Here is a 12,653-nt window from a genome sequence, read left to right as displayed (position 1 = left end):
GGCTGTCAATCGTTCTCTTTGGGCAGTTTCGCCGCGACAGCACATTGGACCATCCGGAGTTCAGTCCGTACCTGTAAGCTCGTTCCAGTTCACGACGTCGGTGCAGAGATGCCGGATCAAGCCCGGTTCGTGGCTGACGACGAGTACGCCGAGCTGGCGCTGCCGGGCGATCGCGCGCACGGCCTGCCAAATTTGCGCCTGCGTGATCGCGTCGAGCATCGTCGTCATTTCGTCGGCGATGAGAAACCGCGTATGCGGTCCAAGCGCCCGCGCGACGCAGAACCGCTGCAGCTCGCCGCCGGACAATTCGCCGGGCCGGCGGCGGAGCCACTCCTGCTCGATGCCCAGCGCGTCCAGCAGCGACGGATCGGGTTCTCCGCCTTCGCGCAGGACGCGGTGCATCGGCCACTTCGGATTGACCGCCTTCTCCGGGTGCTGGAAGACGAGCTGCACCGGATGGTAGCCGCTGCGCGGGATAGGATTGCCGCCTAGAGTAATGCGCCCTTCCGGTGGCTCCTCATACCCGGCCAGCAGCCGCCCGAGCGTCGTCTTGCCGCAGCCGCTCGGACCGACGAGGCCGGTTATTTCCCCCGGCGTTAGCGTAAGGTCGACACCCTGGAACAGCCAGGCGTCCCGGCCGCGCCGGTACCCGAGGCCTCGCGCTTCAAGTCGCATGGATGCACCTCACCGTTCCGCCGCGCAGCTTCCGCATCTCCGGCCGCTCGCGGCTGCAATCCGGGCCGGCCCCGGCGCAGCGCGGCGCGAACAAGCAGCCCGGCGGCAGCGCGGACGGATGCGGCTGGACGCCGGGAATCGGCGTGAAGCCGTTCTGCGGCAGCGCCTGCCAAAGCGCCCGGCTGTACGGATGGCGCAGCTGCGCTCCGTCGCCGGAGAAGTCGCCGGCGGGCGCCGTTTCGACCGTCGTCCCGGCATAAAAGACGGCGACGTTGTCGGCAAAGGGAAGCACCGACTCGATGTCGTGAGTGATAAGCAGCACGGCGCAGCCTTCGTCCGCCAGCTCGCGGAACCGGCTTAGCGTTTCCCGCACCGCCGCGGGATCGAGACCGGGCGTCGGCTCGTCGGCAATGACGAGCCGCGGGCCGCCGACCGTCGCCGTCGAGACGAGCACCCGCCGTGCCATACCGCCCGACAACTGGAATGGGTACAGCCGCTCGATCCCGGGGGCGAGACGGTAGCGGTCGAAGATGCGGCGGACTGTGGCGTCGGCATCGCCCTCGCGTACCGAGCTCCGCACTTGGTCGCCCACCCGCATCAGCGGGTCGAGGAAATTGACCGATTGCGGCACCAGCGCAATCTCCTTGCCGCGCAGCGCCTCCTGTCGGGCGGGCGTCAGCGGCTCGCCTTCGTACCGCAGCGTCCCGGAGACGGCAGCATTGTCCGGCAAGATGCCGAGGATGGCGTGAGCGAGCAGGCTTTTGCCGGAGCCGCTCGATCCGACGACTGCGAGCAGCTCGCCCCGTCCGACCGTAAGATGCAGGCTGCGGATGACTTCCACTGTAGATTGGCGCAGTCCGCGGTCATATCGCGTGAAAGCGACGGAGAAGTCGTTCACTTCAAGTACAGGGACATGAATATGTTCAGGCATAGATTCAGGCACGTTGCGCCGAGCCTCCTCTTTTTGTCATGCTGCGGGGCCTGTTGCTTCAGTCCTGCGGGTTCCGCGGATCGAGCAGCAGACGCAGACTTTCCCCGGCTCGGTCGAACGCCCGGACGACGATCAGCAGGCAGAGGCCGGGGAAGACGGCCAGCCACCACATGCCGGTCGACAAATACCGCATCGACTCGGACAAAATAATGCCGATCGCCGGTTGGTGCGGCGACAGGCCCAGGCCGATAAACGTCACGCCGGCTTCGTGCAGTATCGCATGCGGGAAGAGCAGCAGCAGCCCGACGAGCAGCTGCGGCAGCAGGTGAGGCAGCATGTGCCGCGTCGCCACTTGCCAGCGGGACTGCCCGAGCCGCCGCGAAATCTGCACGAATTCGGCGTTGCGCAGCTGCAGCACCTCCGCGCGGATGACCCGCGCCAAGCTCGGCCAATGCGTCAGGGCGACGCCGATCACGATGCCGCGCATGCCGCCGCCGCAGACGAACGCGATCAGAATGAGCGTGACGAGATGCGGCACGCTCAAAAATAAGTCGATCAACCATGCGACGATCCGGTCGGCCGTCTGGCCCATCGTCGCGGCGATGAGCCCCAGCGCCGTTGCGATGACCACGCTGCAAGCGGCGGCGATCAAGCCGACCTGCACGCTCAGTGCAAGGCCTTTGAGAGTGCGGGTAAACATATCCCGCCCGAGCCAGTCGGTGCCGAACGGGTGCTGCAGCGACGGTGGAAGATTGCGCCACTCCAGCCGGGTGGACAGGTTGTCCGGGCTGAGCAGCAGCCCGATGAGCAAGGTTCCCACAATCAGCACGGCCGCGCCGATCGCCGCGATCAGCGCCCGATGTCTCCGGCCGAGCCGCACCCGGGGGCGAAAGTGCGCCGAACCGCTGGACGTTTGTATCTTATTCATAGCGCCCGTCCCTCCCGGATTCGCGGATCGACCAAGCGGTAAAGCAAATCCGCGATCAGATTGCCGGTGAACACGAACAGGGCGCTGAACAGCACGATGCCGAGCAGCAGCGGAACGTCGCCCCGCAGCCCCGCTTCGACGGTGGCTTGTCCGAGGCCGGGATAGGAAAATACCTGCTCGGCCAAGACCGCCCCGCCGAACAGCTCGCTGAACGCGGTGAACTGCAGCGACAGAGCGGGCAGCGCGATATTGCGCAGGCCATGCCGCCGGAACAGCCGGAAGCCGCGCTCGCCGCGGGCCCGGGCGAACAGCACGTAGTCGCTGGCGAGCACGTCGAGCAGCTTTTGCCTCGTATGCAGCGCGATGTTCGAGATGCCGACGATGCTTAAGGTCAGCGCGGGCAGGATCATATGCTGCACCCGGTCACTCCATGTAACCTCTTGAGCCAGCACCCCGGCAGGGACGCCCAGCGCAACCGGAAACCAGCCCAGCCACACCCCGAACAGCAGAAGCAGCAGCAGGCCCATCCAGAACGCGGGCGTGGAGGCCAGCGTATAGCAGTACCATTGGATCAGCCGGTCGATCCACGTATCTTTCTTCATCGCGGCCAAGCTGCCTGCCGCAAATCCGAGCAGGCCGGACAGCAGCCAGGCGGCGCACATCAGCGCCAGCGAACCTGCGAACCGATCTCCGATCACCTCCGCCACCGGTCGGCGGTAAATCATGGAGGTACCAAGGTCGCCCTGCAGCAGGGCCGCCCCCCAATTCGCGAATCGTTCGGCCGGCGGCTTGTCGAGTCCCCAATGCTCGGCGATCTGCTGCCGCTGCTCCGGGCTCACCCGCATGATGTCGGCCCCGACATAGGCTTGAATCGGATCGATGGGTGAGGCGTTTACGAGCACGAAGGAAATCGCGCTGATCGCCGCCAGCAAAGTGACCAGCCGGACCGCCTTCAAGCCTAAAAACGTAAGCAAGCTGCGCATCATCTTATAACCTCATTTTCCGGGCCTAGTTGTTCCATTTCCATTCTTCGATATTGTCCGTTACCGGCCAGCCGTGGCCGTGCGGATGAATGCGCTGCTTCCCGATATCCAGCTTGTCCTTAACCAAATAGAGATGGTCGATGTTGACCAGCCACGCCCATGGCGCATCGCCCTGTGCACTAACGCCGGTCGTGCCGTCCCATTGGGCTTTTTTCCAAAATTCCCAGGCGTCCTCTTCCTTCGTGGCCCGGAGCGCCTTATCCATCCAAGCATCGACCGTCGGATTGCTGTAATACCCGTTGTTGTAATATTCGACGCCGCGGTATTTGCTGCTGTACACGTTGTACATTTCGAGCGGATCGTTGCTGCCCCAGCCCATCATGACGGCGCTGGAATGCATCAGCTTCTTGATATCGTCCCAGCTTTTGCCATCGACATTAACTTGGATGCCGACCGGCTTCAGCATGTCGGCCACAGCCAGCGCCAGCGATTGCCGCGTCACGTCGCCCGAAGGGTAGATGAGCGGGAATTGCGCTTTGAGCGCTCCCTTCTCCAAGATGCCGTCGCCGTCGGCGTCTTTCCAGCCCGCCTCTGCGAGCAGCTTCTTCGCGCCTTCGACATCGGCGTCGGGGGTGACCGTCTGCGGATTCCACCAGGGGAGCCGGTCGTTGATGGTGTAGGCCGGCGTGCCGTGTCCTTCCAGTACGCCTTGGACGAGCGCTTTGCGGTCGATCGCCGTGTTGACGGCTTTGCGGATCGCGATATCGGCCGTCACATCGTTGCCGATGGGATTGCCGTCCTTCGTGATACTCCCGGAACGGGGATAAGGGAACACGATGCCCCGGTTGTCTACGGTATGTACGGCTTCGACCCGCATCCCGGCGACCGGCTGCTTGCTGAAGGCGGCGGGGATGTAAGCGGCGTCCACTTTTCCGGCTTTAGCGGCGGCATAAGCGGCATCTTCGTTCAGGAACAGAAATGTAAGCTTTTTAAAAAACGGCTTCGGACCGTAATAATCGGGGTTCGCCTCGACGATGACCTGCTGGCCCCGGTCCCATTGCACGAGCTTGTACGGCCCGGACCCGACCGGTTTCTGGGCATAGTCTTGGCCGTGGGCGTGCTTCGGCACGATGCCCGTCTGTACGAGCAGCGTCAGGAACGTCGATTGCGGCTCTTTGAGCGTAAACTTGACCGTGGCGGCGTCCGCGGCTTCGACGCTTTTCATATTCGTGAGGTCGATAATGGAGCCGTTTTTGGACGCCGCTTCGAACGTATACTGCACGTCGGCGGCCGTGACCGGCTTGCCGTCGGAAAACTTCGCGTCGTTCCGCAGCTTGACGGTCCATACTGTCCCGTCGCCGCTCACTTCGTAGCCGGTGGCCAGATCGTTTACAATTTTCATCTCGGCATTCCGTTTCAGCAGCGTGCTTTGAAACAGCGGCGAGCCGTACCGTCCCCAGCCGGTGGTCGGATCGAAGCCGGCTTCCGGCTCGGAGCCGACGGCCAAGATCAGCTCGTCTTTGGCTGCGGCCACCGGGGATTCTTCCTTCTTAGCGGTCGGGGCGCATCCGGTTAAGATAAGGCCAAGGATAAGTCCCCACACGATCACCCTAAACATTGCGGGCTTGTTCACGTTTTCTCAACTCCAAATCCGTAGGTTGTCTTTTTTCATCGTGTCACGATTTAATAATATTGTAGCACACGCTCTAGGGGGAGTCACTACGAACGGACAAAAAAGTCGGGAGGCTTGGACACCACAGCCGGTTCTGCGCACACGTTGGATTTTTCGCAGCTGTCTTGGAGAAAAAGCCATCGTTCTCCAGCGGGGGAATGCAACTTTTTTTGAGGAATGGGGACGACGCAACCGCTCAGGCTTGGTTTAGAATAGCCTAGGAAATGGAAAACTAAAGCCGGACGGCTGCTTGAAAAAAAATGCAATTCACCCGTTGACATAGGGTAGGGGGGTATAGTAATATAAAGTCAAGAGGAGGGAACACAATGGATAACATTACGGAGGCGGAACATTGCTGCTCCACGGACAGCGAGAGAAAAAGCCATCATTCCGATAAAGTCAAAGCCAATCTCATCACCCGGTTGAACCGCATCGAAGGCCAGATCCGGGGCGTGAAGGGCTTGATCGAGAAAGACACGTATTGCGACGACGTTCTTAACCAGATCGCCGCGATCCAATCGGCGCTGAACGGCGTCGGCAAGCTGCTGCTCGAAGGCCATATGAAGTCCTGTGTGATCGAACGCATCCAAGCGGGTGAGCACGAAGTCGTTGAAGAGCTGCTTACCACCATCCAAAAATTAATGAAATAAGGAGAGATCCCCTATGCAAACTATTACATTGAAAGTTGAAGGCATGTCCTGCAATCATTGCGTGAATTCCATCGAGGGCGCTTTGAAGAACATCGGAGCAACCGGCAAGGTCGACTTGGCCGCAAAATCCGTTCAAGTGCAGTATGAGGAGTCGAAAACGAATCCGGATGCGATCAAAGCCGCGATTGAAGACCAAGGCTACGACGTGGTTTAATCCGGGATTCACCGGTTTTGCCGAGATGCGGCTCCGGCCGCTCTCTTTTTTTGATTAAAATATACCCCATACGGGTATATTTGAGGAGAGGTGCTTAGCTATGGAACAGCGATTGGAACAACAGCAGCAGCCGGATCAGCAGCAAGCCTCGCTTGCCATTACGGGCATGACCTGCGCAGCCTGCGCGAACCGGATCGAGAAGGGCTTGAACAAGCTGCCCGGCGTCGGGAAAGCGACCGTGAATTTTGCGTTGGAGACAGCTCACGTCGAATACTCCGGGCAGGCGGTATCGGTGGACGAAATGATCCGGAAGGTCGAGCAGCTCGGCTATAAAGCGGGGCTGAAGGAGGAACGGGAGGACGGCGGCGACCACCGGCAAAAAGAAATTGCCGCGCACCGCACGAAGCTGATTTTCTCCGCCATTCTTTCGTTCCCGCTGCTGTGGGCGATGGTCAGCCACTTTTCGTTCACCTCGTGGATTTATTTGCCGGAAGCGCTGATGAATCCATGGGTGCAGCTTGCGCTCGCGACGCCGGTGCAGTTCATCATCGGCTTGCCGTTCTATACCGGCGCTTACAAAGCGCTGCGCAACAAAAGCGCGAACATGGACGTACTCGTCGCACTGGGCACGTCGGCAGCTTATTTTTACAGCCTGTACCTGACGCTGGCGTGGGCTGCGGCCGGCTCTCCGTCGCACCATGGCATGCCTTCCATGTATTACGAGACGAGCGCCGTGCTGATCACGTTGATCGTGATGGGCAAATGGTTCGAGGCGCTGGCGAAAGGCCGCTCCTCGGAAGCGATCAAGAAGCTGATGGGCCTGCAGGCCAAAACGGCGCTTGTCGTCCGCGACGGCGTCGAGCTGAGCGTGCCGGTGGAAGAGGTGCTGGCCGGGGACGTCGTGCTGGTGAAGCCGGGCGAGAAAATTCCGGTCGACGGCATCGTTCTTGACGGCATGTCGGCGGTCGACGAATCGATGCTGACCGGCGAAAGCATTCCGGTCGAGAAAAAGCCCGGCGACGCCGTCATCGGCGCGACCGTCAACCGGAACGGCAGCCTGCGGATCCAAGCGACCAAGGTCGGCAAAGAAACGGCGCTGGCGCAAATTATCCGGGTCGTCGAAGACGCCCAAGGCTCGAAGGCGCCGATTCAGCGGGTGGCCGACCGGATCTCCGGCATCTTCGTGCCGATCGTCGTCGGGATTGCGGTGCTTACGTTCTTGATCTGGTATTTTGCGGTTGTTCCGGGCGAATTCGCCAATGCGCTGGAGAAAGCGATTGCCGTTCTCGTCATTGCATGCCCTTGCGCCCTCGGGCTTGCGACGCCGACCTCCATTATGGCCGGATCGGGCCGCGCGGCGGAGTTCGGGATTTTGTTCAAGGGTGGAGAGCATCTGGAATCGATGCACCGGATCGATACGATCGTGCTGGATAAAACCGGAACGGTCACCAAAGGCAAGCCGGAGCTAACCGACGTGAGTATCGAAGCTGCGGACGAAGCGACGGTACTGCGTCTGGTCGCTTCCGCGGAGAAGCAATCCGAGCACCCGCTGGCAGAAGCGATTGTGGAAGGCATCCGCTCGAAAGGCATCGCGTTCTCCGAGGCGGAACGGTTCGAGGCCATACCGGGCTATGGTATCGCCGCCGTCGTCGAAGCCCGCGAGGTACTGGTTGGCACGCGCAAGCTGCTTCGTCGCGAAGGGATCGAATTTGCACAGGCCGAGGGTACCATGGAGCGGCTGGAATCGGAAGGCAAGACCGCCATGCTGATCGCCGTGGACCGGCAGTATGCCGGCATGGTTGCGGTCGCCGACGCGGTCAAAGAAACGTCGCAAGAGGCGATCGCCCGCCTGAAGCAGGAAGGCATCGAGGTCATCATGATCACCGGCGACAACCGCCGGACGGCGGAGGCGATCGCCCGCCAAGTGGGTATCGACCGCGTGCTGGCCGAGGTGCTGCCGGAAGGGAAGGCGGCCGAAGTCAAGAAGCTGCAGGCGGAAGGGCGCAAGGTCGCCATGGTCGGAGACGGCATCAACGATGCGCCGGCGCTTGCGACGGCCGACGTCGGGATCGCTGTCGGCACGGGGACAGACATCGCTATCGAAGCGGCCGACGTGACGCTCATGCAGGGCGATCTCATCCGCTTGCCGGACGCCGCGGCGATGAGCCGGAAAACGATGGCTAACATCAAGCAAAATCTGTTCTGGGCACTTGCGTACAATACGCTCGGTATTCCGATCGCCGCGCTGGGCTTCCTTGCCCCGTGGGTGGCGGGAGCCGCGATGGCGCTGAGCTCGGTATCGGTGGTGCTCAACGCGCTCCGATTGCAGAAGGTGAAGCTCTAAAAGTTCGGTGAATAACGAGTGGAGCAACCGAAAGCATTTTGTAGAAACGAAGTGGTCGCCTTTGTTTCCGGATTTCAACCTTAAGAGGGGTTATATCATCCGGAAATCCGGGAACAACAGCGATCGGAAGAATGCTTTGGTTGCGCAGCGGCCTGTTATTCACCGGACTTTCAGGTAGAGCGGAAGGCGGGTGCCCGGTTACCGGGCGCCCTTCTTTCGATGAATACGGCAGGATCGGAAAGGAGCTGCAAAGCCGCGGTGAACAAGACGATTCTCATGGTCGACGACGAGGCAAAAATCAGGGATGTCGTCACTTCTTATCTGCAAAAGGACGGGTACCGCACGCTGGAGTCCGCCAGCGGCTCGGAAGCGTTGGACGTGCTGGAGCGGGAGGCGGTCGATCTCGTCATCCTGGACCTGATGCTGCCCGACATGTCCGGCGAGGAGGTATGCCGGCGCATCCGGCTAAGGTCCTCGCTACCGGTCCTGATGCTGACGGCCAAGGTGTCCGAGAACGACCGGGTGACCGGGCTGTCCATCGGCGCGGACGACTACGTGCTGAAGCCGTTCAGTCCGCGGGAGGTGGCCGCCCGGGTCCGGGCAATCCTGCGCCGCACGCAGGACGACGCTTTGCTGGCGGACCGGATGGCGTTCGGCGGCGGCGAGCTGGTTATTCTAACGTTAAAGCGCGAAGTATACAAGGATGGCGATCCGGTTGCTCTAACGCCCAACGAATACAAGCTGCTGCTTACGCTTGCTCGCCACCCGGAGCGCTGCTTTACGAGAGACGAGCTGATCGAGAAGGTGCTGGGCTTCGACTTCGAAGGCGACGAGCGCACGGTAGACCAGCATGTCAAAAACCTGCGGCAGAAGATCGAGCCGGTTCCGAAAGCGCCGCGGTATATCGTGACGGTGTACGGCGCAGGCTACCGGTTTGCCGGAGGCGTTTTGCCGTGAGAGGGTTGTATGCCAGATTTGCGCTTGTATTTATCGGATTAACGTGCGGGATTTTGATCATGGCGCTTACGGTGCTGCTCGTGCAGGCGCACCGTCATTTTATGATGTATCAGCAGCAGGCGGCAGCGAGCGCGGATATGGTGATGTTCAATGCGCATCTGGAGCAGGCGATTGTCCAGTCGATCGTCTGGATTGCCGCCGGAGGTATCGTCTTGGCGGCCTTGGCCGGCTTGTACGCGGCGAAGCGGATGGCTGCGCCGCTCATGGCGATGAAAGCGATGGCGGTCCGCATGGCCGGAGGCGAGCTGGAAGCCCGTACGGAGGTTCGCGGGAACGACGAGCTGGCCAATTTGGCGCAAGCGATTAACGCGCTGGCTGCGCAGTTGGAGAAGCAGGAGCGCCTGCGGAAGACGATGACGGCCGACGTCGCCCATGAGCTTCGCACCCCGCTGGCCACTTTGAAGAGCCATATGGAAGCGATGATGGACGGCGTCTGGGAGCCGACGCAGGTCCGGCTCGGGTCTTGTCACGAGGAGGTCGAGCGGCTGAGTCATCTGGTCGGCGATTTGGAGCAGCTGACGCAAATGGACTCACCTCATTTTCGGCTTCGCCTGCAGACGGAAGACTTGTCGGCCATCGCGGCTCAGAGCGTGGAGACCGTTAAAGCCGCGTTCGTGCAAAAAAAGGTCTCTCTTTGGTTCGCCGCCCCGGAACAACCGGTACTGGTCCAAGCGGACCGGCGGCGGGTCGGGCAAATTTTGGCGAATGTGCTCAGCAACGCATGGAAGTATACGCCCTCCGGGGGACAAGTCGAGGTGACGGTGGAGCACGCCTTCGGCGAGGCGCGGGTCGTCGTCGCGGACACCGGGATCGGCATTTCCGCCGAGGAGCTGCCTTATGTGTTCGAACGGTTCTATCGTACGGACAAGTCACGGAATCGCACCACGGGAGGAAGCGGCATCGGACTGACCATCGCCCGGAGACTGATGGAAGCACACGGCGGACACATGGAAATCGAGAGCGAGGTCAGCCGGGGGACGGCGGTGCGGATTTGTTTTCCGGGATAAAGCTCCGCGGAGAGTGATGATCTTCACAAGATCTTCAAAAGGTTCCCTTACACTAAAAACAACCGAGAGAAAACAGGAGGGTATTTATGAAAAAAGCAGCCATTGCGACATTGCTGGGTACGGCGTTGCTGCTGAGCGCGTGCGGCCAGCAGGGGAAAGAAGCCTCGGCCCCGAAGGAGGCTCCGAAGGAAGAAGCCGGGCACGGCAATCACGGAGGCGGGGCGTCCGAAGCGCCGAAGAGCGCAGAGGTCGTCACGACCTTCAAGCTGACGCCGGAGAAGCCGCAGACACGAAGCGATACCCCGCTTACGATTCAGATTACGGACAAAAACAACAAGCCGGTGGAAAACTTCGACATCACGCACGAGAAGAAGCTTCACTTGATCGTCGTCAGCAAAGACCTGTCGTTCTTCAACCACATTCACCCCGACTATAAGGGCGGCGGCCGGTTCGACATCACGACGCAGTTTCCGGGCGGCGGCGATTATAAGCTGCTTGCGGACTTCGTGCCGACAGGCCAAGGAACGATGACGCAGACGCAATGGATCAGCGTACAGGGCGATGCGCCCGCAGCCGCGGCGATCGAACCCGAGTCCACGCTGGTCAAGACGGTAGACGGCAAAGAAGTCACGCTTGCGATCGATCACCTGATGGCGGGAATGGACGCGAACCTGACCTTTACGATTCGTGACGCCGCTTCGAAGCAGCCGGTGACGAATCTTCAGCCTTATCTCGGCGCGGTCGGGCATGTGGTTATTTTGAGCGCCGATGCCGAGCAGTATCTGCACGTCCATCCGATGGAGGAGAAGGCTTCCGGGCCGGACGCCAAGTTTATGACGAAGTTTCCGAAAAGCGGCGTATATAAGCTATGGGGCCAGTTCCAGCACGAAGGCAAGGTGTTTACCGTTCCTTTTGTCGTGAAAGTTCCCGCTTGAGTTTGGTCAATTGAGGGAAATAGAGGTGTACGAGGGGGTGGGGTATCTACTTCCGACCGCTGCTCCACCCCACAAAGTGAAGTTGAATCAGGGAAGCTTAGGCCGAGTACTTTGCGGGGGCCCCGGGTCATCGGGAAATTTGATTGGAAGCCGCTTATTAGCGGACATTTCCCGAAGACAAAGGCGGCCGCTATCGCTTCTACAGTGGATACCCCACCTCCGTATGTTTCTCTATTCTTGTCAAAACCACTTTCTCAATAGCCTAAAGACCGATTCGCAGAAGCTGAATCGGTCTAATTCTTTATAAGCCGGCTCCTACCGGTTAACATGGGCGTCGGGAGCCTTATCCGACACCAGATTCAAGACGATGTTGTGCTCAAGAAGCGCCTTCAGCCCGCACAGTACGATCGTAAACCCTTCCGTCGAGTCGATCGCTTGCTTGACGATGTCATCCCCATCTCCTTGAAACCCAGTGTTCGTTACCGTCACGAAGGTTTCGTTATCCGCCCGGCGGGTAAAGATCCATTCGACCGTGGTGAAGCCGTAAGACGCCTCCCATTCGATGAGAATGCGCCTGTTCTCCTCGACTTCTTTGACATGGACGTTGGTAGAAACGCCGTACATTTCCCAATCCCACCGGACACTTTTGCCAGCTTCCAACCTCCCGCTGCTTTTGGTGAACCAGAATCGCGTTGTAACCGCCGGTTCGACGAAAGCCTCGAATACCTCTTCAACCGGTCTGCGAATAAGCATTTCCGCTTTTGACACCGGTGCTTGGTGCAGTGTTGTCATTGTTCATTTCCCCTTTTATCGTCTTCCGTTTCTTATACTATAGCATGTCACATTGGTTAGGATTTCTTAACGATTGCGGATTATGACATTCTTGAGCTCGCTTCCGGCCGTATCGGCCGTATCCGACACAATATTACATCATTTGCTGTCTGTCGATATCAGATGTCGTCGTTCTCGCCAAGCGCTTGGGGTACAATTGATCCCCGTGCACTATGGACAAAGTACCCAGCTTTTCAATACAATGAATGAAAGCAATGGGTTAATTTTACATGTTATACGGTAATTTCTTTCGAAAAATAGGTAATATTTGTCATGCTGAAATTTGTCAAGTGCTTTGAGTATGACGAGATGTAGAAACGGCGGTTTTTTCTGAAAAAATTGTTGATTTCCAAAAATTTTGACGAAAGCCGCACGTCGTTCAAGCAAGCAATCGTTTCCGGACAACTCCCCATCACTCACAAAATGGAGGACCGACGACCGAAGACGGCATCGTCGGACTCCGCGA

Annotated in this window: 12 protein-coding genes; 6 read left to right on the top strand and 6 right to left on the bottom strand. The window is 59.7% G+C overall.

The window, feature by feature from the left end; translation table 11 throughout:
- Positions 1-60: 60 nt before the first annotated feature.
- Genes ET33_RS20860 through ET33_RS20840 form a run of 5 tightly spaced genes read right to left on the bottom strand, consistent with a single transcriptional unit; the run spans position 61 to position 5,135 of the window.
- On the bottom strand, positions 61-675 hold the full coding sequence (locus ET33_RS20860) for an ABC transporter ATP-binding protein (RefSeq protein WP_036686224.1): 615 nt from the start codon (positions 673-675) through the stop codon (positions 61-63).
- Positions 665-1,606: an ABC transporter ATP-binding protein gene (locus tag ET33_RS20855; protein WP_036686221.1), complete on the bottom strand. Its 942-nt coding sequence runs from the start codon at positions 1,604-1,606 to the stop codon at positions 665-667. The genes ET33_RS20860 and ET33_RS20855 overlap by 11 nt, the downstream gene beginning before the upstream one ends.
- A gap of 58 nt (positions 1,607-1,664) precedes the next feature.
- A complete protein-coding gene (locus tag ET33_RS20850) occupies positions 1,665-2,534 on the bottom strand; it encodes an ABC transporter permease (protein WP_051775478.1) in 870 nt (289 codons plus the stop codon).
- Entirely contained in the window at positions 2,531-3,517 is a 987-nt protein-coding gene (locus ET33_RS20845; RefSeq protein WP_081890434.1) for an ABC transporter permease, read from the bottom strand. Before ET33_RS20845 ends, ET33_RS20850 begins: the two co-directional genes overlap by 4 nt.
- A gap of 25 nt (positions 3,518-3,542) precedes the next feature.
- Positions 3,543-5,135: an ABC transporter substrate-binding protein gene (locus ET33_RS20840; protein WP_051775506.1), complete on the bottom strand. Its 1,593-nt coding sequence runs from the start codon at positions 5,133-5,135 to the stop codon at positions 3,543-3,545.
- A 380-nt stretch (positions 5,136-5,515) separates the two neighbouring features.
- Between ET33_RS20840 and ET33_RS20835 the strand changes: the two genes are divergently transcribed.
- From ET33_RS20835 to ET33_RS20810, 6 genes are all read left to right on the top strand, one after another.
- Positions 5,516-5,839, top strand: coding sequence for a metal-sensitive transcriptional regulator (locus tag ET33_RS20835; RefSeq protein ID WP_036686215.1), 324 nt, complete (start codon positions 5,516-5,518; stop codon positions 5,837-5,839).
- A 13-nt stretch (positions 5,840-5,852) separates the two neighbouring features.
- Positions 5,853-6,053 carry a copper ion binding protein gene (locus ET33_RS20830; protein ID WP_010493235.1) on the top strand — a complete coding sequence of 67 codons (201 nt, stop codon included), beginning with the start codon at positions 5,853-5,855 and terminating at the stop codon, positions 6,051-6,053.
- Positions 6,054-6,153: 100 nt separating this feature from the next.
- Entirely contained in the window at positions 6,154-8,397 is a 2,244-nt protein-coding gene (locus ET33_RS20825) for a heavy metal translocating P-type ATPase (RefSeq protein WP_036686213.1), read from the top strand.
- 219 nt (positions 8,398-8,616) lie between these two features.
- A complete protein-coding gene (locus tag ET33_RS20820; protein ID WP_081890418.1) occupies positions 8,617-9,354 on the top strand; it encodes a response regulator transcription factor in 738 nt (245 codons plus the stop codon).
- A complete protein-coding gene (locus ET33_RS20815; RefSeq protein WP_036686211.1) occupies positions 9,351-10,421 on the top strand; it encodes a sensor histidine kinase in 1,071 nt (356 codons plus the stop codon). The genes ET33_RS20820 and ET33_RS20815 overlap by 4 nt, the downstream gene beginning before the upstream one ends.
- Positions 10,422-10,507: 86 nt before the next feature.
- Positions 10,508-11,356: a hypothetical protein gene (locus ET33_RS20810; protein ID WP_036686208.1), complete on the top strand. Its 849-nt coding sequence runs from the start codon at positions 10,508-10,510 to the stop codon at positions 11,354-11,356.
- A 315-nt stretch (positions 11,357-11,671) separates the two neighbouring features.
- Here the strand turns inward: ET33_RS20810 and ET33_RS20805 are convergent, their stop codons facing one another.
- The gene (locus ET33_RS20805; RefSeq protein ID WP_036686206.1) at positions 11,672-12,148 is read right to left on the bottom strand and encodes an SRPBCC family protein; all 477 of its coding nucleotides are present in this window, start codon (positions 12,146-12,148) and stop codon (positions 11,672-11,674) included.
- Positions 12,149-12,653: the final 505 nt, after the last annotated feature.

Origin of the sequence: Paenibacillus tyrphae, from assembly GCF_000722545.1 — a bacterium.
GTDB lineage: Bacteria > Bacillota > Bacilli > Paenibacillales > NBRC-103111 > Paenibacillus_G > Paenibacillus_G tyrfis.
Note: the sequence above shows the minus strand (reverse complement) of the source record. Positions and strands in the feature narration are given on the sequence as shown.